This window comes from Scytonema hofmannii PCC 7110, assembly GCF_000346485.2.
Taxonomy (GTDB): Bacteria; Cyanobacteriota; Cyanobacteriia; order Cyanobacteriales; family Nostocaceae; genus Scytonema; species Scytonema hofmannii.
On record NZ_KQ976354.1, the window covers coordinates 9,545,065 to 9,571,061 of the forward strand.

Sequence of the window (25,997 nt, forward strand, 5' to 3'; positions counted from 1 at the left end):
AACTATGGATGTATTATTTAGATGGTCTTAAGCTTTTGTAACAGATAGAGACAAGGCACCTGTTTCAGCCCTAAAAGTATCTATTGTTTCAACAATGACGTCTTTCTTAAACACTTTTGCTTCTAAGCAACTCAAAGCCTTATGGCGGATGTGGCGATTGATAAATTGCAAGCTTAAAATATCCAAAGAAAGATATCTGGCTCCAGCAACAATTCGCACGCACTGTGGTGAACCGCACATACAGACAAAAGGTTTATCCATCTCCCACTCCGTACTGGGGTAGAAAAAGCTGAGTTCCTCATGAGGTTCAATGTCCCGTGCTGCAACACATTCTAAAGCTGTAGTATTTATAATCAGATTAGGATTGCACGAGTGATTGAGTTTGCCAAGTATTGACTCTTCAATGTGTGTGTCCAAATCAATTTGAACACTTGTATAAGTAGGTTGGTTAACTCTTTTATACTTTGTTATCCTGTGAAAGACTTCACCCTTTCTCACTGCTGAGGTTGTAATTAGTCCAGTTCCTTTAGCAGTAGTATTGACTTCAATTTTTACCATGGTGTACTTGTTTTCTTGTCCTTTCGTTCATTGGAATTTAGTACATCACCTTAATTGATTAAACTGATGCATAAATCATTAGAATTGGAGTAAAACTTGACCACTGTCAAGTCAATTTCTGCTAACTGTTTAGAGTCAACAATTGCAAAATCGTTTTCAACCAATTCGATTAATCTGCAATTCAAAATCTTGATGACTCAGTGTTATCCGATCCAAGTGAAATTACAGTTACATAGTGAATATAAAAAAAATCTAAAATATAAAATCCGTAATGTCAATAGTAATTCAACGTATTCTAGTCTTGAGTAAAAATAGTCATAAATACTGTCTAAAATAGAAAAAAATATGAAGTTAAAGTAAAGCATATGTAATTTTACAGAGAAACTCGAACGTGAAATTTCTACAGACATTAGCTGGTAAGACTTTCATTAAAATTACGCAATAGCACTGAGAAAATTATTGAATTTAGTCAGAAATTTTGGCTTTCAGCATTTTTACTGATAAAAATTATTGAGCAATAAGAAAAAGTCATAGTTTCAGCATTTTTACGGTTATTTAAAAATAGAAAAATAGGTTATTTCAATGATTTAGCTATCACAACAAAGTTATTTACAATGCATATTCAGCCAATTTTGGGTGCGAATAACAATAAATTGTCATACCAACTTCAGCGAAGTTTGAGTGTCTTTGAAACTTGGGGCTTTGGTGTGACTTCTCATATTGGATGGATTACTGTAGCACCAGTTTTGTGTACAGCACTCGGAGCAAATGCTATCTTGCTCTGTTTACCTGGTGTAATTGTAGGTATTCTGCTGAACTTGCAAGTGCAATGCTTGGGTAAGCATTGGACGGATATGTCAGGAGGAACACCCAACTACGCAGCCCGGTTACTTAAGAACTATTCAGGGTTGGGTCGATATGTAGCAATTGGATACTTTGTCGGATGGGCATCAGTTCCAGTGGTGTACGCGATCGCCCTAACCGACTTGATAAAGGCAAATCTCGAACCATTTGGGATCGCTTGTCCAGAGATGGCACTTAAAATTGGTTTCACCTGCATTGTTTTTGTAGTTGCCTTCAGTGGTACACGTGCTTTAGCAATATTGCATTTATTTTTGGTTGTGCCGGCGATCGCGTCTATACTTGCTTTTTGCTTGCAAGGCTTGTGGTGGCTGACTCTCTCAAATACCAGTTCCAGTTTTTTTCATGCTATGGAGACGAGAGAGAGCACGTCTCTACAATTTGTTGATTGGGCAAAGTGGTATTTTATTGCAACTTGGAATATCTACAGCTGTGAAACTACTTCCTCGTTTGTTGCTGAAAGTCAATGCCCCAAAGACACGTTACAGTTTTTGACGGTTGCTTCTTGGCTAATGCCACTCATCTTTTTAGGATGCACTTGGGTACTAGCCCAGCCAGCAACAGCAACAGGGCAGGGCAATACCTATTTGAGCCTTTTAGCAGTATCCCAGGCATTTTGGGGTCAGTCTGCCTCTATATTAGTAACGCTGCTAATGGCTTTTTCGAGCCTTCTCGCTTCTGCTAGCGCTGTTTGCATCCTTCCTCGCATTTTGTATCAACTCTCTCTTGATGGACGGATGTCACCCGTGTTTGCCGTTGTTTCAAAACGAGGCGTTTTGGCACCTGCATTGGTATTTACCTTTTTATGCAGTGTCTTGAATTTAGTTTGGGGAGATTTGACCAGAATTGTCATGATTACAAATACTGGTTATTTAGCATCAATCACATCATTTCATCTGGGATTGTGGCTGTGCCGAGGTAGACCAGAAGTGCGATGGGCTTGGTTATCGCTGTTGTTTTTTATTGTAGAGGTGGTTGTCCTAGTGGTCGGGGGCTTGGCTTGGAGTTGGCAAGATTTTCTCATTGGATTGTTCTTGCCCATCATCATTTTGATTGTTGATGCAGCCATTCGTCACATTCAATTTGCCCCTTTCCATCCGCGCTGGTGGATTGAACGTTGTAATACTCAACCCATTGGGTTATTTCAGGATTTTATTGCCATTCAAGTGATTGTTCTGGTACTGCTGACTTGTACTGCTACTATTATTAGCTGGTGGTTCAGTGCCAGAGTAAACAGCTCCACTGGGGAGATTAAAGCTGATTTATTAATTGTTTTACTCGCTACAGTTGCCTTTGTGGCTGTGGCAATAGCTTGCTGGACAACACTACCACAAATTGCATCCATTGCCGAAGCTCGTCAACTGGCAGAAAGCCGCTTTATCACTGCCCTCGATACCGTTCCCGATACCGTTCTCGTTTTAGATAAAAATGGTGCGATTACTCAAGCTAACCCATCTGCTGAAAATCTCTTAGGAATGAGTATCAACCAACTCACAGGGCATTATCTCAGTGAATTTCTCTCTGATTTGGATGCTCTCCCTACGTATTGGCAAAGCACTAGCGAACATAGCCTACAAAATTTCCCCAATCAAATCGTGGAAACCACTGTTTCGCAACGCACCAATCACCAGAATCAAGAGTATATTGTTTTTTTGCGGGATATTAGCGAGCGCAAACTCTCTGAAGAAACCTTGCGACATTCAGAAGCCACCTTAAGACAGCAAGCCACTGAATTAGAACAAACCCTCCAAGAATTAAAAAGCGCTCAATCGCAATTAATTCAATCTGAAAAAATGTCCAGTCTCGGTCAACTTGTTGCTGGCGTTGCTCACGAAATTAATAACCCTGTGAACTTTATTTATGGTAATTTAATTCATCTAGATAACTATACTCAAGATTTATTAGCTTTAGTCCAACTCTATCAGCAGGAATACCCCAAGAGCACTCCCAATATTCTTAACTTTATCGCCCATATTGATTTAGATTTTCTACAAGAAGATGTACCGAAAAGTCTCAATTCTATGAAAGTTGGAGCACAACGTATTCGTGAGATTGTTCTGACTTTACGCAATTTCTCTCGTTTAGATGAAGCCGATATGAAACCTGTTGATATTCATGAAGGGCTTGAGAGTACTTTGCTCATTTTAAAAAGTTTTTTGAGAAAAAAATCAGAGCAAACAGAAATTGAAGTGATCAAAGAATATGGAAATTTACCACAAGTCGAATGCTATGCAGGACAGTTAAATCAAGTTTTTATGAATATCCTGACAAATGCCATTGATGCTTTACACCAGCAGGAATCAGAATGGCTAAAACAGAAAAGAGAAAAACATCCCAGTCGCATTACTATCCAGACAAAAATAGAACATAATTCCCATGTCGCGATCCTTATCAAAGACAATGGACCGGGAATGTCGCCGGAGGTTAAAGCCCGATTGTTCGATCCCTTTTTCACAACAAAACCAGTTGGTAAAGGAACTGGTTTGGGGTTATCAATTTGCTATCAAATTGTTGTGGAAAAGCATGGCGGTAGATTAGAGTGCATATCTCAACTAGGACAAGGTACAGAATTTTTGATTGAAATTCCCATCAAACAGTGACCAGTGACCAGTAATCAGTGACCAGTGACCAGTGACCAGTGACCAGTGACCAGTGACCAGTTAATAAGATACCGCTTTTCCTCTACTATTGTTTAATATCCAGACACCTAACTTGGATATACTACGTGGTACTAGGTCATCATGGCAAAATCTAAGAAGACCGCTCATCAAATCAATCTCAGAGACCCCCAATACTACCTTAACCGTGAGTTAAGCTGGCTGGAGTTTAATAAAAGGGTGTTACATGAAGCCTGCGACTCACGCACCCCTCTTATAGAACGTCTAAAGTTTTTGGCAATCTTTAGCTCTAATTTGGATGAGTTCTTTATGGTGCGCGTTGCTGCACTAAAGGAACAAGTAGAAGCAAAAATCAGCTTGGTCACTTTTGATGGTCGTACACCTGAGCAGCAGCTTGAAGAGATTAGTGTCGCTTTACGTCCATTGATTGCTCAGCAACACGAACATTTTGAGAAAAGCTTGCGACCCCAACTCGCTGAGCACGGAATTCATATTTTAGATTACATAAATTTATCGGAAAGGCAAAAAAATTATTTAGCCCAGTATTACAAAGAACGAATTTTTCCCGTCATCACTCCCCTGGCTGTCGATCCCAGTCATCCTTTCCCTTATATCTCCAATCTCAGCCTTAATCTGGCTGTTACGCTCAAAAATCCGGAAACAGAAGAGGAGTTGTTCGCTAGAGTTAAAGTCCCTACTGTTTTCCCGCGATTTTTGCCTTTACCACTAGATTTGGGAGTTCAGGATTCAGAAAAACCTGCTATTTGGACTGGTGTACCGTTAGAACAGGCAATTGCCCACAATCTAGAGTCCTTGTTTCATGGGATGAACATTCAGGGATACCATGTGTTCCGCATCACTCGTGATGCAGATTTGGAATTGGAAGAAGATGAAGCTGACGATCTGTTACTAGCAATTGAAAACGAACTGAGAAAGCGGCGTGTTGGTGGTTCTCCTTTAAGGTTAGAAATACATTCTCAGACTCCTGAATCAGTCAGAAAACGACTGCTAGAGGATCTGGAATTAACGGAAAGCGATGTATATCAAGTTGATGGTTTGATGGGGCTAAAGGATTTGATGTATTTTATGTCAATGCCAGTCCCAGAACTAAAAGATGAACCATGGAAGTCTGTAGTCCCTATCCGCTTGCAACGGCTGAAGGAATTTAGTATAAATTCAATAAATTCAAACCTACAGGAGGTAGAGGAAGGAAAAGACTTTTTTTCAGTTATTCAAGAAAAGGATTTGCTCGTACATCATCCATATCAATCCTTTTCATCAACTGTTGTGCGCTTTATTACTAGTGCTGCCTATGACCCTAATGTGCTGGCAATTAAGATGACTCTCTACCGGACATCTTTTGACTCGCCAATCCTGAATGCCTTAAGTGTTGCTGCTGAAAATGGCAAGCAGGTTTCTGTACTGGTAGAACTTAAGGCGCGATTTGATGAAGAGAACAATATTAAGTGGGCAAAGCATCTGGAAAGTGTTGGAGTTCACGTTGTCTATGGTTTGGTAGGTTTGAAGACCCACTGCAAAACGGTTATGGTAGTGCGGCGCGAACACGAGCGCATTCGTCGCTACGTACATATTGGAACTGGTAACTATAATCCAAAAACAGCACGGCTGTATACGGACTTGGGATTATTTAGCTGTCATGAGGATTTGGGCGCTGATGTTACAGATGTTTTCAATTTCTTGACAGGATATTCTCGGCAAAAGTCTTACCGACAGCTGTTGGTAGCTCCCGTGAATATGCGCGATCGCTTTATTTCTTTGATCCATCGAGAAATTGAAAATGTTCAGAATGGTCTGAGCGGGCGCATTGTTGCTAAGATGAACTCTTTGGTCGATCCAGAAATCATTTCGACATTCTACCAAGCTTCTCGTGCAGGCGTACAAATTGACTTGATTGTACGAGGTATATGCTGTTTGCGCCCTGGTTTGAAAGATATTAGTGAAAATATTCGCGTTATCAGTATTGTTGGTCGCTTTCTAGAGCACTCTCGTATGTATTATTTCTACAACAATGGACAGGAAGAGATTTATATTGGTAGTGCCGACTGGATGCCTCGTAACTTAGATCGACGAGTAGAAGTCATTACTCCCATCTTAGATCCAGATATTGCTAAAGATTTGCAGGAAATTTTGGGAATTATGCTCGCAGATAACCGTCAAGCTTGGGAGTTACAGCAAGATGGTAGTTATATTCAAAGACGTCCTGCTGAAGATTCTCCAGAAGCTAGTTCGCAAAAAATTCTCATGTCTATGGCTTCAAGCATAAATGCAAGTACTCCAAATACTGTCAGTACAAATACGAAGAAAAGTTCATCACAACTTGACAGTTAGCTCACAATATTTTGATAATTCACTGCTTATTGTTACTGGTAGAGCTCTCTTTTTTGACATATCACTTTATAGGTCATTGGAACGTAGAAATTATTCAACCATTGGATAGAGTGAGTTCAGCTGTCTGTTCTCATAAACTATAAAAGTTATCCTATATTGTTTCTCGTTCCCTAGGATGTTGATGTTGTTCTGTGAGTCTTCTACCTTAAGAGTTCTCGTGGTCGATGACCACGAATTAACTCGTTTAACCTTGAAATTAGCGTTTTCTTGCCAAGAAAATATACAAGTGGTGGGTTTAGCTAGCAATGGTCAAGAAGCCATAGAATTGGTTGAACGCACTCACCCGGATGTGATCGTTCTAGATTTACAAATGCCAATTATGGATGGTTGGAGTGCATCTAGCCACATTAAAGCCATTTCTCCAAATACCCAGATCATTGCTTATTCCTCCGTCGAGGATGTTAAGTATCAAGATACCAAAGAAGTTGGTAGTCTTGATGCTTTTTGTAAAAAAGATGTACCCACAACGGAATTGATCGCTTTAGTAAGGCAATTAGGCAAGAAATCCGAAAATCGCTCCTTTGCCGATTAAATGATGCTGTATGTGTAACTTGGGAAATCAGCAACTCAATTGGAATTTGGTGTGTCAAAAAATGTTATTGATTGAGTACGTCAGTAGAATTGCAATCTGACAATTTCTACTGACGCTAGTTTTACTTTTAGAATCTATCGTACTCAAATTATTTCGGTTTCGGGAAAAGTGCGTCTAAATTCATCAATTAAGTCATCCATTTCTTCTAACGCTTGATTTACATCTACTCTTAAAGTTCCCAAATTAGGTTTTTCCAAAAGATTCAGCAGGTACTCACGTTTAGCTCTGACTAGGGTTACTCTTTCTTTGAGTGTTTGTGCATCCATTGTTGTGTTTTTATCTTCAAATACTATTCTTACTTTTAAAGTTAGCGCAAAAATCTGTAAATAGGGAGTAGGGAGTGGGGAGTAGGGAGTAGGGGTTCTCCCCGTTGAAGCGCTTGCTCATGGGCATAGAGCTTGTGAATAGGCACTAAATAGTAGTACAAAAGAAATACTGGGAATTTGTACTATACACAAATCATGTTACGCCAATTTTCTTTGGGAACGCTTGGGTTAACTGTCGGTGGGATTTTAACGATAATCGGCTTTGTGGCTTATGCTACAGAGAATGCTACACTCAATCTTGTCGGATTTTTTTATGGGATTCCTCTTCTTTTGGGAGGACTCGCTCTCAAAGCTAACGAAATGCCACCTCTGCCTTTTAGTCAACCGACAACGCCACAAGTCTTGGCATTACGAGAGAAACAGGCAACTCCTACTCTAACTAAAATTCGCAAAGACTTGACGCGATATTGGTACGGTCAAGATGCTCATTTCGATAAATCTCTGGAATTTTTGGGTCTTGGTTCTTCAGATGGAGATAGACCGGAAATATCAGGACTGAGAGAAACGGAAATTAATGGAGCTTACGCCCTCATTTTGGAATTTGATTCGCCTTCCGTACCAATTGATTTATGGCAAAAAAAACAGGAAAAAATGACAAATTATTTTGGCCCCGGTATCGAGGTTGCAGTCACACAAACCGATTCAACTCAAATTGAGTTAGCTTTGGTTGTGAATTCAAAGGGTTAGTAGTTAGTTGTTAGTTGTTAGTTGTTAGTTGTAAATAATCATTAACCACAGGAGCATCCCATTTTGGCACTCTTACCATTCTGCCCTCACCCCCAACCCCTCTCCCAGTTTGGGAGAGGGGAGTAAGCCATACTCTTATTCCCCTTCTCCCGTGGGGAGAAGGGGTTAGGGGATGAGGGTAAGTAAGGTTTTTGCACATTTGGGATGCTCTCACTAACCACTAACCACTAACAAAATTTATTTTTCTAATCGAACTGCATACCATTGTAAATATTGACCAGGTCCAATATCTAATTCACAGCTTGTATCTATCAAATATTTTGCTTGTTCTTCGGGTAAATTGAACGCTCGCAAATCGGGCATTAGCTCTTCAGGTTCAATGTTTTGTAAAATACCTTGTAGCTTTTCAAGTAATTCTAACGCTGTCAAAAACTGCTCTGGTTGATTAGTTTCTAAAACCACAAAATAATCTTGACTATACATTAATGGGTCTGGCATATAAACTAATATTGTAGGGCTTATTATAATTTTACATTCTATCAACACGCTCTTGCGGTTCGCATAACATGTGAAGCGATCATCTTTACAATTCCATTATAAAAAATAAAAGCACGATACCTTAGTAATTGGACATCCGTGGTTGGGAACTATAAAAGAAACCGCTTTTAACTTCAGTTTGTCAGTCAAGGCATGGTGTAGCGGTAGAGTGTAATTACCACTGTGTTACAGCGTGTTATCTATTTTACAGAACGCTTTATGGAATGTAACTCATGTCCGGCATAAGCCAATTTTCTATCTCCAACGACCCTCCTTTGATTCTTGTTGCTGACGATGATAAGACCATTCGGATGCTGTTGCGTGAAGTGATGGAAAAAGAAGGTTATCGTGTGGTGGATGTCTCTAATGGCAAACAGTGTCTGGAGACATTCACAACCGTCAAGCCAGACCTCATTTTGTTAGATGCTGTTATGCCAGTTATGGATGGCTTTACTTGTTGCAAGCAACTGACTCAGTTGTCCAGAACTCTTTTTGCTTCAAGTCTTGTTCACTCTATGCCCGGTTTCTCTTTTGGTAATAGTACGATTTCAAGACTGTGCGATCGCATTCCTATTTTAATGATTACAGGTTTAGAAGATTCTGAATCAGTAGACCGGGCTTTTGAGGCAGGAGCAAGCGATTATGTAACCAAACCAATTAATTGGGCAGTGTTACGCCAACGGGTTAAAAGACTGCTACAGCAAGCACAACTTTACAAACAGTTAGAGGCAGTGACCCAAGCTTTACAAGAACTCGCTAATGTTGATGGCTTAACTGGGGTTGCAAATCGCCGTCGTTTCGACCAATATTTAAACGCTCAGTGGTTGAACTCGGTAGAGGAACAATTGCCGTTATCTTTAATATTATGCGATATAGATTATTTTAAACTTTACAATGATAGGTACGGTCACATAACAGGAGACTCCTGTTTGCGAAAAGTTGCAACCGTCCTCAGTCGTACATCTGAGAAAAATCAGGATTTGGTAGCGCGTTACGGTGGTGAAGAATTTGCTGTGATTATGCCTAACACCCATGTAACTCGCGCAGTTCACGTTGCAGCTGCCATGCAAGCGGGCGTTAGGGAGCTTGAAATTGAGCATACTGAATCTACTGTCAGCCACTTCATTACCCTAAGTATAGGAGTGGCAATGACGGTTCCCAAGTTTGAATCTTCTCCAACCACTTTAATTATGGCGGCAGATAAGGCTCTTTACCAAGCGAAAGCAGAGGGGCGCAATCGGATTATTCTCAAGCAATTGAATTGTTGAGGGATTTTCAACCAAACAGTATCTCAAAATATTTTGTGGTGCGGGCATCCTGCCCGCCATTGAAACAGAACAGGCAGGATGCCCGTTCCACATTCCGGTAGATTAATTTAGGATTTGCAGGAGTAGGTAAAGCTCAAGTCCACCAACTTAAACACGTTCAGCCCCTGGTTGCCTGTTTTGAACAACAAAGGTCGCTAAAGTGCTAATGGCTGCGTTTTGTTCCCGAATTGTGGAAACGACTCGGTAGTCCGCCAGCCAAGTATCTTGTGTGAGAGAACAACGAACGTAACCTCGATTTTTGCCGTCGAAGAATTTAGTGTGGGGATTGGCAGGTAATGCTGCTACAACTGGGGGAATAAAGGCATCGGGGAAGTCAGAGGAGATTGAAGTACCTACAAACTCAGTCCCAACAGTAGCTGAGTGTGGGTTGTTGAAATCAGCTTTTAGATCGTGTACCCAACTGGAATGGATATCACCAGTTATGACAATTGGGTTACGGATATGTTCTTTTTGGAAAAATTCTAATAGCCTATTACGTGCAGCTACGTAACCATCCCACTGATCCAAGTTAAACAATTCTTGACTTGGAGTCGGGTCGAAGTCAAACTGTGCCAACATGGTTTGTTGAGCAATGACGTTCCAGCGAGATTGGGACTCACGCAAACCGCGTAAAAGCCACTCTTCTTGTTCTGTACCTGTCATAGTCGCATTTGAAGCGAAAGCCTCAGAACAACGGGGTTTTAATCCGTCATCGCAGGGCTGATCTGTACGGTACTGACGGGTATCTAGTACGTTAAACTCGGCAATGTTTCCAAAGGTGAAGCGCCGATAAAGCTGTAAATTTGAACTTTTTGGCAGTGATGACCGACGCAGGGGCATATGCTCGTAGTAAGCTTGATAAGCATTAGCTCTGCGAGTCACAAATGCTTCTGGATCTTGATTTTCTTCCGGAATCAAATTAGCGTAGTTGTTTTCTACTTCGTGGTCATCCCAGGTGACTATCCAGGGAAAAGCAGCATGAGCCGCTTGTAAGTTGGGATCGGTTTTGTAAAGGGCGTGGCGGTTTCGGTAGTCGGCAAGAGTGACAATTTCTGGACTGTTATGTTGACGCAGTCCCCCTGGTTGAGGACCGTACTCATAAATGTAGTCACCTAAATGAACGACTAAATCCAAGTCTTCTTTGGCTAGGTGCTGGTAAGCTGTGTAATAACCGTTTTGCCAATCCTGACAGTTAGCAAAGGCAAAGCGCAACTTATCAACACGAGCATTATATGCTGGGGCTGTACGGGTACGACCAATAGGGCTAACTTCATTACTTACCTTGAATTGATACCAGTACCAACGGTCAGGCTGTAACCCGCGTACATCCACATGAACTGAGTGTGCAAAGTTGGGGGTTGCCAGCACCGTGCCTTTTCGCACGACTTCTTTCATATTTTCATCTAGGGCAACTTGCCATTGCACTGGCATATTAACAGATGGTATTCCACCTCCATTTAACGGATCGCTTGCCAATCGAGTCCACAGCACTACACTATCTGGTAGGGGATCGCCGGAAGCTATACCCAGACTGAAGGGGTAGGCAGAAAAACTAGGTCGTGCTAAAACACTCTGATTCCACTGAGTTGCGATCGCGCCTGCGGTTATTGCACCAGCACCAACTAACAAGCTCCGTCGCTTGACTCTACTAGATAGCAAGCGATCGAAATGAAAACGCTCCATATGTATTTTTTATTATGAATTTTGAAGAGACGGAATAAGCGGTTACAGACGCGGATTTGATATAAAACCCAGCTGAATGTTGCAAGATTAAATTACCAACTAAGTATTAAGTCACTATTAAGAGGTTATTAATCTTGTAATAAATACTGTTTGTGTATTCGTAGTAAAAAACTTAAGAGATTTCCAAAGAATAAATTATTTCTTGTGGGATGGGCGTCCTCGCCCGTCCTCTAAAATTGTCAAGCCCACAAAATTATTTACAATCCCTACCCTTAAAGCCGATGACGGGATTTGAACCCGTGACCTGCTGATTACGAATCAGCTGCTCTACCGCTGAGCCACATCGGCATACATAATACAAGATTATAGCAGTATTTACATCATGGTAGACCCCAACAGCAAAAATCGCATGAAATCCGAGCAATACGCCCGCTTAAAAGCAGAGGCTGCAGCTCCCTATCGAGGTTTGCGGATGTTTATTTACATCGCTTGTGGTGCCTCTGGTTTTATTGGCTTGTTTATCTTCCTAACACAGTTATTAGCTGGACGGGATGTTGAAAGCGCTTTACCTAATTTAGCGCTTCAAATAGGAATAGTTGCCTTGATGGTTTTTCTTTGGCGCTGGGAGCAACGCCGCCAAAAGTAGGACGTGGAAAACACTTTCTAACTGTCTTGACGCCTCCCCTGCCTGAAGGCGAGGGGATTCTTTTCGCTCAAGCCGTCTTTGGCAGAGGCTGCTTACTCGCAACGTGCCAAAGATGTAGCCTGACTGGAGCCGTCAAAGTCTCCCTACACACTCCGTCAAGGTTTATACCCAACATCGTGTTTACTTTACGCAGAATATTAGCAGCACCGTTACAATCTGCGTTGATATACCAATTTTTATTTCCAGTACGGTACAATCCCCGCTTCACTCTTTTCCCAGATGGTTTATAGCCTATGGGTTTCTCACCATGTTTCGGCAATTCGTCACCATCAAAGAATGAAGATTTTGAAGTGTACGCTTCTTCAGTTTCTACAAAATCAATACCGTGCAGTTTGCACAGCTGTTCAATCCGATCTTTCAATTTAGCCGTGGGTATTTGGACAAAAGACTGATTGCCTTTCTTGCCCATATCAACTCTCTGTTTTTGTCCTGGGTTCCACCCAAATACAATTGTCCCAATGCTTTGTTTTAAGCAATGGTCAATCACAATACGAGATGCTTTGTTAACCGCATCTCGCATTTGTCGGTTGCGTTTCTCGGTGATGCTCGCAAGATGTTTACTCCAAAAACCTTGAGGTTTACCTTCTTTCAAAGTTGCAACCTGTTTATTAAACCATTGATTAAGCGATTTGATATGCAACCCGTCAACAATGAACGAAGTCCCAATATTAGACACACAGGTTAGCCAGTTATTTTTACCGTGGTCAATACCCAGCGCTTTCATTTTGTCGAGCTTAACGGCATCTGGAGACTTTGCCGCATAGGAGTAGGCAGCGTAGAACTCCCCGTTTCTGGGAACAATAGTTAGTTCTCTAATTTGTTCTGGGTCAATGTTTGTCGGAGTAGGAAGAAACAGTTCGCTTATTCCTTCCAAGGTTTTCAATTCAGCCCCTAAAGGAATACGAACAAACGAAATTCCTAAATCAAAAGTAAGTGCTTGCTTTGGGTATGAGACTTGAAACAGCCCTCCTTTTTTCCTATAGCTAGGCGGTTTTGGCTCTGAATTTAAATGCGGCAATTCCCCTCTACGCCACATAGGAAGCAGTTCTTTGAAGCTTTTAAATCCTTCAGCGACAGATTTTAATGTTTGTTGTGCTGACTGAGAATAGAGCAGTTTATAGTTAAGCTCTTCCTTCAAATCATGCGCCATTTGCTCATAAGGCACGCTTGGTAAGTTGCCAGGATGAGTTAGCTTGTGGTTCTGATTAATGTAATAGATAGCTTGATTCCAGAGACTGTTGGAACGCTTACAGATAAATTCCAGAATGTTTGTCTCAAACTGGGGTAGTTTAATGCGAATGAGTTGAGTTTGTATGAGTTCTGCCAAAAATTAAATCTCCTTTATTGTTGGCACAATTGTTTTATTATACAATAGCTGTATACAACAACGCAACCTTGAATTCCGGATATATGGCTAAATTTTCTCCTGACGAGTACAGACACGAAGGGAATGCAGTCTCACTACTCAACTACCATTTCGTTTTCATTCCTAAGCGTAGAAAAAAAGTATTAGTTGGTCGTATAGCTGAAAGACTACAAGAAATTATTTGTGATGTTTGCAACGAAAACCGATGGAAGATTGTGGCAATGGAAATTATGCCTGACCACGTGCATCTATTTATTAATGCTAAACCTACCGACAACCCGTCCTTGATTATGAATCGTGTTAAAGGAAGAGCATCTCATTTCTTGCGTAAAGAGTTTCCTGAATTACTTAAACTCCCTACTTTATGGACTCCCAGCTATTTTGTTTCAACTGCTGGTAATATTTGTACGGAAACCGTGAAGCGGTATATTGCACAACAGAGAGAATAGCGAAAGTACCTGCACCCTAAAGGGTGCTTGCGGCTTTCATCCGGGAGACCAAGCTCTTAAAAAATGGGGAAACCCTCAAACCCCTTAACTGTCTAGAGGTAGTGCAGGATATCCATAAATAGGGTTTCCCCATTTTTCTTGCCCAATTCCAGCCCTTGTCTAAAGCACAGATGTATCTCTCCGCCACGCTCCGAGCTACATCTTCAAGGGTTTTCAGCCGTTTTCCTTATAAAGGTTAATTTTTGAACTTTTTTCTTCTTTTTGAGTCTGAGTTTACACTGCTATTTCACAAGCAGCTTAACAATAGTATACATTGGACAACAAAAAGACAGAAAAAATTAAAAAAATATTAGGAAATCTGGAAATCGAAAAAATTCTGAGAAACTAGTATTTAATCAAACGGGGTCAGCTTATATAAAGACCTTGAATATAAATGCAAAGTAAGAAGAGGGTCATTCAAAATTTTCAAGACCCTAATGTTAAGAAAAAATAATAAATGCTAAGTGCCAGAACCAACAATTTGTTAGTTCTGGCATTTTTTACAATAGTTAGTGGATATTTGTTAGTGGATAGTTGTTAGTAGATAGTAGATAGTAGTTAACGACTAACAACTAACGACTAACAACTAACAACTAACCCTAATCTATGGAGTTCTAACCAAATACGGAGAAGGTATTGCTTGCAGGCTACCTCGACTAACAAGTGCCTGGTAAACAAAAGCTGCAACTTCTGCTCTAGTTGCTTGACGGTTAGGGTTGAGTTCCTTCACTGAAGGGTAATTAACGACTAGTTGTTTTGTAGTTGCGGCTGCTATGGGACCTGCGGCATAATTGGGAATTTGGGAAGCATCACTGTACACAGATAAAACATTTTGGCTATCTACAGATAATCCCAATCCATTAGCTAAAGACACTAGCGCTTGTACTCGCGGAATTTGTTGTTCTGGTTTAAAAGTTTTGTCAGGATAGCCAGATACAAAACCGCCTTGGTAAGCAGATTGAATTACTTGGTAAGCCCAAAAATTGCGGCTTACATCGTTGAAACTAGAGATTTCGCGTTTGGCGCTTGGTGCAAATGCTTTACTAATAATGGCAGCAAATTGGGCGCGAGTGACTGGTTCATTGGGTTTAAAAGAACCATCGGGGAAACCAGCAATAATATTTTTAGCGGCTAGTGCTTCAATATATGTTTTTGCCCAATAACCTGCTGACACATCTCTGAAAGTTGTTGCAATACCGCCACCTGAGGGTGCTTCAACAGTGGCTGCAACAAAGTCAACTTTGCCAGAAATTCGCTTGACATCGATATCATTACCAACAGCAATTATTGTGTTGCCCGTGGTTGCATTTAGTACGTCAAAGAACTTTTTAAGGTCTTTTCGACCGTTATTACGGATTATGTTCTTACCAGGATTTTCTGCTGTTCCTAAATCTGGTTGTGCATTTTGAATGACAACTAGACCGTGATCTCGGTTATCTTGAATAACATTATTACGCAGTACTGGTTTAGAAGACCCGTTAACTACGACACCGCCATTATTTTGAATAATCTGGTTATCAGTAATTAAAGGTGATGCTAAATCGCTAACTGCAACACCAAAACCAGTATTCTGGAATAAGTTATTGCGAACCTCTCCTTGAGCAGATTTAGCTACAGAAATTCCGTTGCCTTTGTTTTGAATAAAGACGTTATTTTCGATTTTTGGATTAGCTTTACCGGTAACAAAAACGCCTTCACGCACGCTGTTGGTAAAAGTAGAATTGGTGACTGTTGCATTGGATGTTTCAATCCACACTCCAGTACCACGGCTTTCTGGATTAGTTAAGGTTATTCCACTGATAGTACTATCGTTTTGGGCCAGGATTGCTACATTCTGACGGGCAAAAGTGGGACTGATAAAATTACCACTACCTGCAATTAATATTCCTTGACCTTTGGTGGATTCGTCACCGCGCAGTGTTACGCCCGGTGCGATCGCCAGTGGAAAGACTTCTCCACTTTCTTGACTGTATGTACCGGGAGCTAGTTGAATAACTGTCCCTGCTTTAGCTTGCTTGAGAGCATAGGCGATCGTTTTGTAAGCCTTTGCTTCTGAACTCCCAGCATCAGAACTATCTTGACCCGTTTCTGGATTAACGTAAAGAATGGTTGAGCCAACAGGTACTTGTGCTGTTGTCATGGTCGCATTCACTTTTTGAGGCACTTCCCCTGCATTTACCTCTTTTTCTGGCAGGATAAATCCACCAGTGACTGCTAACAAAGCACTTAGTCCTACTGGTAAAGCACGAATGTGAAAGGTTTTTGATTGCGGAATGTTAAATCCCTGGTGTGTCATTTTGATTTGTGGCTTTAAATGTACAAAATTAGGCTTAACTGAAGGATTAAGTGTGAAGGATAAAGTTTGAAGTGAAATATAGAATGCTTTATCCTTCCTCTTTCATCCTCATCCTTCATCTTTCTTTAAACTCAATCCGGTTATTTACAAGCTTTTTAGCTGTGAAACTTATGCAAAACTATAGCCGAAGACATATGCCTTGGCAGCTGGGTTCCCTGGAAAAAAAAAGGATTTTTATCGTTAAGTTTTGTACAATCAAGGTTACGTGTAACTACTTGTGGTAGTTGTTTAAGTAATCTTGGGCAAACTGCCTATACTGGGGTGGATTAAGAAGGGATTGGCTATTGAGTTACAAGATCCCCGACAACTTCTGCGAAGTCTGGGATCTCACTGAAAAAGCTGCAACTTATTTTACTGAAATGGCGTCAAAAAAATAGGGTGTGTTTGAAAATTTGGGTTCATGATTTACCAACTATTTTTTATTTTTGTTGTCAGCTTCTATCTTTTACTGCATGGCATTCCTGCTTTTGCTGCTGAAAGCGTGATACTGAAGTATCGTATCTTTCGCGAATCACTTTCTGTGGCGGAACTGTCAACATTTGCCCAAACGGGAAAACTGTCTGGTTCACTCTCATCTAATCTGGCTTCTGCAGGACAAGATCCCCAGCAAGTTCGCAAGTATTTGACGGAACCTGTCAAAGTTAACTTATTAATTCTTGATAATATACTCAATAGTCGAGTTGGTAATGCAGTGCTCGACCAACTTAGTCAAGTGATTCACACACCTTCTGGTAAAGCTGACAGACAAGCTTTGCGCTCTGCTTTGATTCTTTCTGCAAGTAAAGATGAAAAGATTACGATAATGGAAATTCTTCAAAATTACCCAACTTCGCAAGTTGAAGTTGATGGCGAGCGCCTTGCACTTGCCCATCGCCAACTTCAAATTTTACAGGGGAATCTCCCAGATTTTCTCAAGTTTTAACTGGCAAACAGTAAATAGTAACCAGTTATCAGATAACTGTGAATAAAAAATTAATATATAAATGTAACTGATAACTGATAACTGCCTCAATACGCTAGTGTTTCTAGAGTTTCACGTAAATAACGCTGTACCTGTTCTTCTAGCCGAAGTTTTTGCACTTGAGTACCACGCTCTAGCAACCAGCGTTGGAAACCAGAACTAGCTGCGATCGCGCTCTTGAGACTGTTCCAGATATTCGCGTCGCCAGAAAATTGGCGATCGCTTGTTGCGTGAATCCGAATCATAGTTCCTCATCCTCATTATTAATCGTATAGTAACAGGGGTAGTCTCTACAAGAGATCGCCCTGAAACCTTATAATTCTACTGCTTAATTTTTAAAGATAATCTTTTCCAACAGTTAATTCTGTTTCATTAGTTACTAAAACTTACACCATCTTCACGGAACTTTTATGATTTTATAATTTGGATTGATAAAAACTGAACGTTAGGGCTCTCAAGAATTTATTTCAGAGTATTTATTACTAAAACCATGACATAAATATAGAGTTAAGAGTTTTTTAATAGATAACTCCTAACTCTAAACTTTGTACCCACTATCTTGTTTTAGAAAGGGTACGACGTTTGGTCACCATCTGGTAGGCTTCGATGATATCACCTTCCGCCCAATCAGTATATTTATCTATACCGACACCACATTCGTAACCAGAATTGACTTCGCGAGCATCTTCTTTCATCCGCTTGAGGGAGTCAAGAGTGTCGTCATGGATCACCTTGCTATTACGACGTACACGCACCTTGCAGTTCCGAATCAGTTTGCCTGACTGTACGTAACAACCAGCAACAGCACCGCGTCCGACAGGGAAGACAGCACGCACTTCGGCTTGACCGAGGTGTTCTTCTACCAACTCTGGTTCCAAGAGACCTTCTAAAGCACCTTGGATATCTTCCAACAGTTTGTAGATAATGTCATATTCGCGTACATCTACACCTGCTTCATCAGCAGCATGTCTTGCACCGCTCGCGTAAGTTGTGTTGAAACCCACAATAACGGCTCCACTGGCTGCTGCCAAGTCGATATCCGTTTGAGTGATTTCACCTGCAGACGCTAACAACAAACGAATTTGCACTTCGTTTTGTGGAATTTGCCTGAGCGATCCCACAATAGCTTCCACTGAACCCTGTACGTCGCCCTTCAAAATCAAGTTGAGTTCTTTTAACTCGCCCTCTTGAGCTTGAGCCGACAGACTTGTGAGGGTAACACGTCCCTGCATGAGGCGGGATTGACGTTGTTTTTCGGCGCGTTTGGCAGCAATAGAACGTGCTTCTTTTTCGCCGCTGAAGACCTCGAACTCGTCACCTGCTGCAGGTACTTCACTTAAGCCCAGTACCTCAACAGCAAAGGATGGATTAGCTGCTTCTACTCTTGCTCCTCTGTCATCCACCATTGCTCGGACTTTACCGAAGACAGAACCTGCTACTAACAGGTCGCCCACGTGTAATGTCCCGTTTTGAATCAGCAGGGTAGCAACCGGTCCTTTGGCTTTGTCCAAATGTGCTTCAATGACAGTTCCTCTCGCCATCCGGTCTGGGTTAGCAGATAGTTCTCCGATTTCTGCTACTAACAGAATCATTTCAAGCAGCGTATCGAGGTTTTCACCTTTGATAGCGCTGACTGGAACCATAATGGTATCGCCGCCCCATTCTTCTGGAACTAGAGCGAATTCCGTTAATTCTTGCTTCACCCGGTCTGGTTGAGCTTCTGGTTTGTCGATTTTATTAATTGCCACCACAATGGGAACTCCAGCTGCCTTAGCGTGGCTGATAGCTTCCACTGTTTGCGGACGGACGCCGTCATCTGCCGCCACCACCAAGATGGCAATGTCGGTGACTCGTGCTCCTCTTGCCCGCATTGCTGTAAATGCTTCGTGACCGGGAGTATCGAGAAATACAATTTGCTGCTCTTTGCCATCGTGTTCGACATCTACGTGGTAAGCGCCAATATGCTGGGTAATACCACCCGCTTCACCGGCAGCAACCTTTGTTTTGCGAATCGAGTCGAGCAGGGTTGTTTTTCCGTGGTCTACGTGACCCATAATTGTCACCACTGGCGGACGTCGCTGGAGTTTCTCCAGATCTTCGACATCGATCATTTCGGTGACTTTACGGGCTTCGGCTTCGGGTTCGGCAGTTGTAATTTCTGTACCTAACTCGTTAGCAACCTGCGTAATTATGGGAACATCAAGGCTTTGGGTAATGCTGACTGCTATACCCTTCATAAACAGGATTTTTACAATCTCTGTATCAGCAACTGCTAAAGCGTCTGCCAGTTCTTGTACCGTCATTGGACCAATGACTGTGACTATTTCTGGTCGCTCCCGCTTTTGCTCTGTCTGGCGACGATTTTGTTGTTGCTCGGCGCGATTGCTGCTACTGGATTTTTTCCCTCTAGTAACTGGAGTAACAACAGCAACAGCAGGTTGTGCTGCTCTAGCAGCCTTGGGTTTGGGTGGACGGGCAATAGAAAGACTGACTTGAATGGCGGCGGGTATTTCCAGTCCTTCTTCATCAAGTAGATCGTCTTCTAACAAGTCCTCATCATCAACAATCGGCTTGAGGCGCTTTCCTTTGGTGACGCCCTTACCGGGTTTAGCCGCTTCTTTGAGTTCGTCGATGTCTTCTTCCTGCCACTTCTTACCTTTGGCTTGGCGTGGCGGTGTTGGACGCTTGAGTTCGATAACTTCAGCTACAACTACGTCGTCATCGTCTTCCTCACCAGCTCCTGCTGTTTTGGTTGAGCCTGGGATTTGTTTTGCTGGAGCTGCCAATGTTGCTGCTGCTGGATGGTCAGCAGACGGACGCATTGGTCTGCTCGGTCGCGGACTATCTGCGCCTGCGGGTACTGGTGCAGACGGTTTCCCCGCACCGCGTTCCGATCTCACAGGTGGAGCAGGACGCGAAGTTTTTTGCGGCGGTGCTGCTGTTGAATCCCCTGTTGGTGGTTTGTTTGCTCTTTCTCTTTGCGGTCTTGCCTGGTGGTCGTGCTTGGCAGCTTGTTCTTGCTTTCCACCTCGTTCGCGTTCGCGATCGCGTTCGGGATCGCGTTCGGGTTTGGCTTGGTCGCGATCGCGCTTCAGAATTGGCTTTTCGCTAACACTGGCTTGGGGAGAATCGTCTGTATTTGGCTTTTCTCCTGCTGGTCTTGTAGGTGGTGCAGTCAGCTGCGGTTTTTGAGGTCTGTCCGGTTTTACCTTAGACCCTTGTGACGGTGCAACTGATTTTTCTGGCTTTGCTGCCGTTGTTTTTTCCGCCGGTTTTTCTGTATCTTGTGTCTTATTAGCCGCGTCTGTCACAACAAGTTCTTGAGCGGTCTCAGACTGATTCCGGGGTACAGGTTTGCTTGGTGCCACGGGCTTCATGGGTGAGACAGGGGTAGCGAAGGGCTTAGGGGGGGATAGAGGATTGACTTCAGAAGAAGCAAGTTTAATGTTGGTAGCAACTGACGCCTCGGAGGCGTTTGACGTCTGGTTTATCAAGTCTTTAGGTTTACGTATCTCCAAGATTTGTTGATTATTAGGTGCAGCAGGTCTGATTCGGGAGCCAGCTTGTAGTGAATTTATTCTATGGCTATTTCCGCCATTATCCTTTCTTTGCGGCACAGTTGTAGCCGCTAATTTTTCTGCTTGAGTCCGAATGCGCTCTGCTTCTGACTCTGTGATTGTACTGCTATGGCTTTTGACCGCAATGTTGAGCTGGTCGCAAATTGCTAATAGCTCTTTATTATCCAAATTCAATTCCTTTGATAACTCGTAAATTCTAACTTTGCCGTTGTTCATCCACTCTTCCCCTTTAATTTACAGTTTTAGCGGATGGTTGCCTGGTTGGTGACATCTCCATCCTTGTGATTACTGTTTTTTTTGGTTGCAGTTGCTATTTTTGCCGATGCCTCCAATCAGGAAAGAGAGATGTTCCCTTGTTAATGCTGGCATCCCCACCAGAATTGATGGTTGACGCCAAACTGCGCTTGGGCGCTACCAGGTTGCCATTCTGTTTTTTGTTTTTTTGCTGTTTCTGAGTCTTCCACAACACAACTAAGTAAAACTTGTTGGGAATGCTGCTTCGCCCCTTTTCATAAATGAAGAGCAATGCTAACAACACCCTTTTACTATTCTGGCACCACATGAGCAATTCTAGAGGACGTGTTGACAGCACAATTTGTTCGGCTGCCTGCACTTTTCCTCTGAAATTAGCGCTACAAGATAGTTTTAAGCTCCGCATGCATTCCCTTAGAGATTTTTCCGGCAGGGTTAGTGGTTAGTGGTTAGTACCTCAATCACTACTAACTACTAACTACTAACTATCCTTCTAAAAAATCTGTAACTTGTTCAAGCATAAGCTCAATTATCAGTTTGATGAGTGGTTATTTCCTTGGGATAGACGCTGCCACAATACTTGATACAGTGTTTCTGGCACTGATGCGTGTAGAGCACGCCCTAATTTATTTTTTTTTAGCGCTGCTGCGACACAGCTTTGGTTTGGACAAATATAGGCAGAACGCCCCATGCCCTCATCTAATTGTACCTGTCCTGAAGGAAACACGCGGACAATCCGCCAAAACTCTTGCTTTAACCCTACTTTACGGCAACTAATACAACGTCGGTAGTTTGGTTTCATCGTAACAAAAGATATTCAGATGTTACCTAGCTTGAAAACGGGGAGTGGGGAGTAGGGAGTAGGGAGTAGGGGTAAGAAATTTTCATTCCTTAATGATGACTACTTATCATCGCTTTTGTCCAAATCTTCATCATCGTTGTCAAAATCTTCATCTTCCTCTAGTTCTAATTCTTCCCGATCTTCATCAAGTTCGTCTTCGTCGAGTTCTTCCTCAAGCTCATCTTCAAACTCATCTTGCTCAGCCGCCTCTAATGCAGCTAATTCCGCCGCATATTTTGCCCTAGCGGCTACAAACTTAGCATCCTCTCCTGCATGATCGTACTTAGCTTTGTCTTTGATGTCAATTTTCCAACCCGTCAGTTTTGCAGCTAAACGGACATTTTGTCCTTCTTTACCAATCGCCAAACTTAATTGATCCTCAGCAACTAAGACGTGAGTTTGCCTGGTTTCAGGGTCCATCAGGCGGACTTCATCAACTCGTGCTGGACTCAAGGCGTTAGCAATGTAAGTTGCGGGATCTGGCGACCAACGAATGACGTCTATCTTTTCCCCACGCAATTCGTTAACAACAACTTGAATACGCGATCCCCGCGCTCCAATACATGCTCCTACTGGGTCTACATCGCGATCTAGTGTATCAACAGCAATCTTTGTTCGGGGTCCTACATGACGGGAAGGGGGGTTTGCTTCTCTGGCTACAGCCACAATTCTGACGACTTCATCTTCAATTTCTGGAACTTCATTAGCAAAGAGTTCAACGACCAAACCAGCATCAGCTCTAGAAACTAATAACTGAGGACCGCGTTGCTGACCTTGAGACACTTTTTTCAGATGTACTTTAAAGGTAGCATTTGCTCGGTAATTATCATTTGGTAATTGTTCCCGTTTGGGTAGTTCCGCTTCCACTTCTGGCTGACCCAAGCTACTTCTAACTGCCATAATGACTGATTGTCTTTCAAAGCGCAGGACTCTGGCTTGCAGTACCTCTCCTTCTAATTCTTGAAATTCTTCCTGCACCATCTGGCGCTGTTGATCCCGTAATTTTTGCGCCAAAACTTGTTTGGTTTGCATTGCTGCCATGCGACCAAATTCTCCTTGGTCGGGTGTTACATCTAGCACCACTTCTTGACCGAGTTGTGCTTCATCACCTCCCATTTCCTGAACTTGCTGTAAGGCAATTTCATGGTCAGAATTGGAGACAGCTTCTACAATAGTTTTTGTAGCAACGACGCGAAATCCTTCATCTTCCACGTCGAGTTGCACATCAAAATTGTCAAAATAATCATCATCAAACTGTTTGCGTTCTAAATTTTGAGCGCGACGATAACGTTCGTAACCTTTTAATAGTGCTTCCCTGATGGCTGATTGAACGGCAACACGAGGCAAATTCCGCTCGCGACTTATATTTTCAATTAAATCTTTTAATCCAGGTAACGTAACCATTGACATAAGCAAATCTCCTAATATTTTTCCATAAGTACATACAGAATTTTGGATTTTGGATTTTGGATTTTGGATTCTTTTCCAAAACTCTAAATCTAAAATCTAAAATCTAAAATCTAAAATTTTTCAGTGGCGTTCATCCAGTAGCACCCTAACAATTAGGGTACGAGGAATTTCAAGTACGCGACCTTTTTGGTTGATGTAAACTGCTGTTTCATCCCGGCGAATCAACTGACCATTCCACTCTTGCTGTCCCTCATGAGGTGAAGAAGTTCGGACAATGACAGGAAATCCTTTAAAAGAAATAAATTCCCGGTCAGTTTCAATTTCTCGTGAAATTCCAGGACTAGAAACTTCCAACACGTAGGCATCTGGAATGATTTCTGCCGCATCCAGAGTAGCTTCTAAAGCACGGCTCATCCGTTCGCAATCATCCAACCCTGTGTTTTGGTTGGGATTGCGGATATCTACCCGTAAAACAGGTGGGCGTTGGTTGGTGTGAAACACGGCTCCAACAACTTCTAAACCAATTTGTTCTGCTACTGGTGTTGCCAATTCTATAATTTGTGGGACTAAAGGGTGAGTCATGCGGCTATTCCAACAAAAAAAGTGGGTCATTGCCCACTTCCTGCGATAGGGATATCTTCCAAGAAGTCTTAGGGCGAACTTATAACTTAAGTTCGCCCTTAACCTTAGTTTAGCGCATTTTTTTTGAGTCAAGACGCCAAAACCTATTTCAACCAATCTTATCTCCAAAAGCTAGGCTAAGTGACACTAACTTTCTGAGGTTGCATCGGTTTGACTGCTTGAGGCACATTTTTAAGCAGCAATTCTATGTGCCTTGAGGTTACCATTATACACTTTTCCAGTTCCTTTGTTTATCAGAAAACTGTAATAACAATTTATGTGAATAAATTAACTTTTTTCCTTAGGTGATAACATGACAGAAGTTAGATCGCCAACTTGTTGAACGGCTGGTTTTGTTCTCAGTTGTCTGGTTTGCTGCAAAATTTGCATCATATCCTCTTCTGACATTTGCTGAACGTAATTGAGTTTGATTTCTTCTAGAAAATCGAGCACAAGGTTCTGAAGTTCTGAGAGGACTTGTTTGTCTTGCAATTCTGCTCCAAGAGCTTCGGTAAAACGCTGTACCAATTGACCAGAAAGTTTTGCCCCTACAGGATCTTCGGCTGCACTGACTACTGCACTGTAAAGGTTGGTCGCGATCTGAGTTGCTAACTGCTCGCTCAGTTGGAGCTGCATCTGTCCTACTCCAGGAAAGTTTTGCAAATCGCGATAAATAGGGGCTTGCTTGAGAGCACTATCTATGCTATGTCGTAAGATGGCGATCGCCTCTGGTTGGATTTTTGGTAAGACTTGGTAAATGATGGTTTGAACAAAAATGGTTCCAATGGCTTCAATTTCATTGATATTGTTAATATCTATGTAGGGACGTAAAGTTTCATTTTGCTGTAACCACCTTTTGAGTTCTCCTCTGTGAATAGACCCTTGAATCTGGTTGATAACCCGCACAACCACAATCTCCGTAATTTCCTCGGCAAAATTGGCTACAATTCCTTGATGCATTTGCTGGCGTAGGGGTTGAAGATTTAGTACTTTGGCTTGGTCTAGACGAATGGGTACAGGTATAACTCTTAACCATCGCCAAAATGGGAATAGTAAGAATAAGTCATACCAGCGCCAAAGAACTGCATTGAACCAGCTAAAACCAGGCTGGCTGCGCTTGATATAATAGCTTCGTGCTAGCAATTCTACAGCAAATATCAATACGAATGGTAAGTCTATTAGCCAAAAATCATCGATAAATTCGCCCTGTTCTCCTATACGACGGTAGTAATTGGTAGCAATTAAAGGTCTAATTGCCTGGTTGAAAAAATCTATTTCTTGAGTCCAATCGCGTTTTGATAAGTATGCTTGACTCCAAAAAATAGAAAAAGCGTTTTTTGATGATTCTACGTTAATGCGATCGCGCATCCGATTTTTGATTTTTTCTAATGTCCCACTCTTACCCACTCCAGTAAAGGGATTGCTATCAACCATTTCATTACTCAGATTGCGAAGTTCAGCTAGTGTTGTTTCTACTTGTGGCGATCTCAATCCTGTTTGACTCACTTGTTCTATGAGAGCGTCTACTGTTTTCAAATACTGGACTGTTTCGCGATGGGGCTCAATACCTTTAACGCGATCGTATACCTGAGTCACTTGAGGAAGTTTTTGTATATACAAATTTCGCCAAGGAACATAACTTAAATCAAATAAGACTAGGAGTAAATTTGCTGAGGCAAAAAGTGCCATCAATCTCTCAAACCATAAATTACGTGGTGATATAGGCTTTACGTTAGTCATTTGTTTGGTAATTAAGTCGTCACAAATAACTTAACTCGTTAGAGTTGTCATTGGTCATTTGGGTTAGTCAGATCCCCGACTTCTTAAAGAAGTCGGGGAT

At 42.0% G+C, this 25,997-nt stretch carries 21 protein-coding genes and 1 tRNA gene; 8 read left to right on the forward strand and 14 right to left on the reverse strand.

Features of this window, described 5'->3' with window-relative positions; genetic code table 11:
* Positions 1-27: 27 nt before the first annotated feature.
* A complete protein-coding gene (locus tag WA1_RS40210) occupies positions 28-558 on the reverse strand; it encodes an SET domain-containing protein-lysine N-methyltransferase (protein ID WP_017748645.1) in 531 nt (176 codons plus the stop codon).
* Between the two features lie 614 nt (positions 559-1,172).
* Between WA1_RS40210 and WA1_RS40215 the strand changes: the two genes are divergently transcribed.
* The 3 genes from WA1_RS40215 (at position 1,173) to WA1_RS40225 (ending at position 6,978) form a co-directional block, all read left to right on the forward strand.
* Entirely contained in the window at positions 1,173-4,019 is a 2,847-nt protein-coding gene (locus WA1_RS40215) for an ATP-binding protein (protein WP_017748647.1), read from the forward strand.
* A gap of 141 nt (positions 4,020-4,160) precedes the next feature.
* Positions 4,161-6,386 (forward strand): polyphosphate kinase 1, encoded by a 2,226-nt coding sequence (gene ppk1 / locus WA1_RS40220; RefSeq protein WP_017748648.1) that lies wholly within the window; start codon positions 4,161-4,163, stop codon positions 6,384-6,386.
* A 175-nt stretch (positions 6,387-6,561) separates the two neighbouring features.
* Positions 6,562-6,978, forward strand: coding sequence for a response regulator (locus WA1_RS40225; protein ID WP_026135230.1), 417 nt, complete (start codon positions 6,562-6,564; stop codon positions 6,976-6,978).
* 143 nt (positions 6,979-7,121) lie between these two features.
* On the opposite strand, the gene WA1_RS40230 is transcribed toward WA1_RS40225, so the two are convergent.
* Positions 7,122-7,304, reverse strand: a complete 183-nt coding sequence (locus WA1_RS40230) for a hypothetical protein (protein ID WP_017748650.1) — start codon at positions 7,302-7,304, stop codon at positions 7,122-7,124.
* A 195-nt stretch (positions 7,305-7,499) separates the two neighbouring features.
* On the opposite strand from WA1_RS40230, the gene WA1_RS40235 reads away from it, so the two are divergent.
* A complete protein-coding gene (locus WA1_RS40235; protein WP_017748651.1) occupies positions 7,500-8,051 on the forward strand; it encodes a DUF2854 domain-containing protein in 552 nt (183 codons plus the stop codon).
* 237 nt (positions 8,052-8,288) lie between these two features.
* Here the strand turns inward: WA1_RS40235 and WA1_RS40240 are convergent, their stop codons facing one another.
* Positions 8,289-8,549 (reverse strand): CRR7 family NDH-1 assembly protein, encoded by a 261-nt coding sequence (locus WA1_RS40240; protein WP_017748652.1) that lies wholly within the window; start codon positions 8,547-8,549, stop codon positions 8,289-8,291.
* A 272-nt stretch (positions 8,550-8,821) separates the two neighbouring features.
* Between WA1_RS40240 and WA1_RS40245 the strand changes: the two genes are divergently transcribed.
* Complete coding sequence (locus tag WA1_RS40245) at positions 8,822-9,856, forward strand: GGDEF domain-containing response regulator (RefSeq protein WP_017748653.1); 1,035 nt, start codon at positions 8,822-8,824, stop codon at positions 9,854-9,856.
* Between the two features lie 147 nt (positions 9,857-10,003).
* On the opposite strand, the gene WA1_RS40250 is transcribed toward WA1_RS40245, so the two are convergent.
* Together WA1_RS40250 and WA1_RS40255 are read right to left on the reverse strand one after the other, a co-directional pair.
* Complete coding sequence (locus tag WA1_RS40250) at positions 10,004-11,578, reverse strand: alkaline phosphatase D family protein (RefSeq protein ID WP_017748654.1); 1,575 nt, start codon at positions 11,576-11,578, stop codon at positions 10,004-10,006.
* A gap of 276 nt (positions 11,579-11,854) precedes the next feature.
* A tRNA-Thr gene (locus tag WA1_RS40255) sits at positions 11,855-11,926 on the reverse strand.
* Between the two features lie 34 nt (positions 11,927-11,960).
* Here WA1_RS40255 and WA1_RS40260 point away from each other — a divergent pair.
* Positions 11,961-12,224 carry a DUF3493 domain-containing protein gene (locus tag WA1_RS40260; RefSeq protein WP_017748655.1) on the forward strand — a complete coding sequence of 88 codons (264 nt, stop codon included), beginning with the start codon at positions 11,961-11,963 and terminating at the stop codon, positions 12,222-12,224.
* 67 nt (positions 12,225-12,291) lie between these two features.
* Here WA1_RS40260 and WA1_RS40265 read toward each other — a convergent pair whose 3' ends face one another.
* Positions 12,292-13,611 carry an RNA-guided endonuclease InsQ/TnpB family protein gene (locus tag WA1_RS40265; protein WP_017750191.1) on the reverse strand — a complete coding sequence of 440 codons (1,320 nt, stop codon included), beginning with the start codon at positions 13,609-13,611 and terminating at the stop codon, positions 12,292-12,294.
* Between the two features lie 83 nt (positions 13,612-13,694).
* On the opposite strand from WA1_RS40265, the gene tnpA reads away from it, so the two are divergent.
* Complete coding sequence (gene tnpA, locus WA1_RS40270; RefSeq protein WP_017750192.1) at positions 13,695-14,099, forward strand: IS200/IS605 family transposase; 405 nt, start codon at positions 13,695-13,697, stop codon at positions 14,097-14,099.
* A gap of 643 nt (positions 14,100-14,742) precedes the next feature.
* On the opposite strand, the gene WA1_RS40275 is transcribed toward tnpA, so the two are convergent.
* Positions 14,743-16,434 (reverse strand): DUF1565 domain-containing protein, encoded by a 1,692-nt coding sequence (locus WA1_RS40275; RefSeq protein ID WP_017742684.1) that lies wholly within the window; start codon positions 16,432-16,434, stop codon positions 14,743-14,745.
* Between the two features lie 460 nt (positions 16,435-16,894).
* Here WA1_RS40275 and WA1_RS40280 point away from each other — a divergent pair, with 460 nt between their 5' ends.
* Positions 16,895-17,416: an alpha/beta hydrolase gene (locus WA1_RS40280; protein ID WP_017742685.1), complete on the forward strand. Its 522-nt coding sequence runs from the start codon at positions 16,895-16,897 to the stop codon at positions 17,414-17,416.
* 86 nt (positions 17,417-17,502) lie between these two features.
* Here WA1_RS40280 and WA1_RS40285 read toward each other — a convergent pair whose 3' ends face one another.
* From WA1_RS40285 to WA1_RS40315, 7 genes are all read right to left on the reverse strand, one after another.
* Positions 17,503-17,700, reverse strand: a complete 198-nt coding sequence (locus tag WA1_RS40285; protein ID WP_017742686.1) for a hypothetical protein — start codon at positions 17,698-17,700, stop codon at positions 17,503-17,505.
* A gap of 309 nt (positions 17,701-18,009) precedes the next feature.
* The gene (infB, locus tag WA1_RS40290) at positions 18,010-21,249 is read right to left on the reverse strand and encodes a translation initiation factor IF-2 (RefSeq protein WP_017742687.1); all 3,240 of its coding nucleotides are present in this window, start codon (positions 21,247-21,249) and stop codon (positions 18,010-18,012) included.
* Between the two features lie 94 nt (positions 21,250-21,343).
* Complete coding sequence (locus WA1_RS60790) at positions 21,344-21,691, reverse strand: hypothetical protein (RefSeq protein WP_017742688.1); 348 nt, start codon at positions 21,689-21,691, stop codon at positions 21,344-21,346.
* Positions 21,692-21,817: 126 nt separating this feature from the next.
* Positions 21,818-22,087 (reverse strand): YlxR family protein, encoded by a 270-nt coding sequence (locus WA1_RS40300; RefSeq protein WP_017742689.1) that lies wholly within the window; start codon positions 22,085-22,087, stop codon positions 21,818-21,820.
* Between the two features lie 99 nt (positions 22,088-22,186).
* Complete coding sequence (nusA, locus tag WA1_RS40305; protein WP_026134564.1) at positions 22,187-23,530, reverse strand: transcription termination factor NusA; 1,344 nt, start codon at positions 23,528-23,530, stop codon at positions 22,187-22,189.
* Between the two features lie 126 nt (positions 23,531-23,656).
* Positions 23,657-24,118: a ribosome maturation factor RimP gene (gene rimP / locus WA1_RS40310; protein WP_026134565.1), complete on the reverse strand. Its 462-nt coding sequence runs from the start codon at positions 24,116-24,118 to the stop codon at positions 23,657-23,659.
* A gap of 327 nt (positions 24,119-24,445) precedes the next feature.
* A complete protein-coding gene (locus WA1_RS40315) occupies positions 24,446-25,897 on the reverse strand; it encodes a hypothetical protein (protein ID WP_026134566.1) in 1,452 nt (483 codons plus the stop codon).
* Between the last annotated feature and the right edge of the window lie 100 nt (positions 25,898-25,997).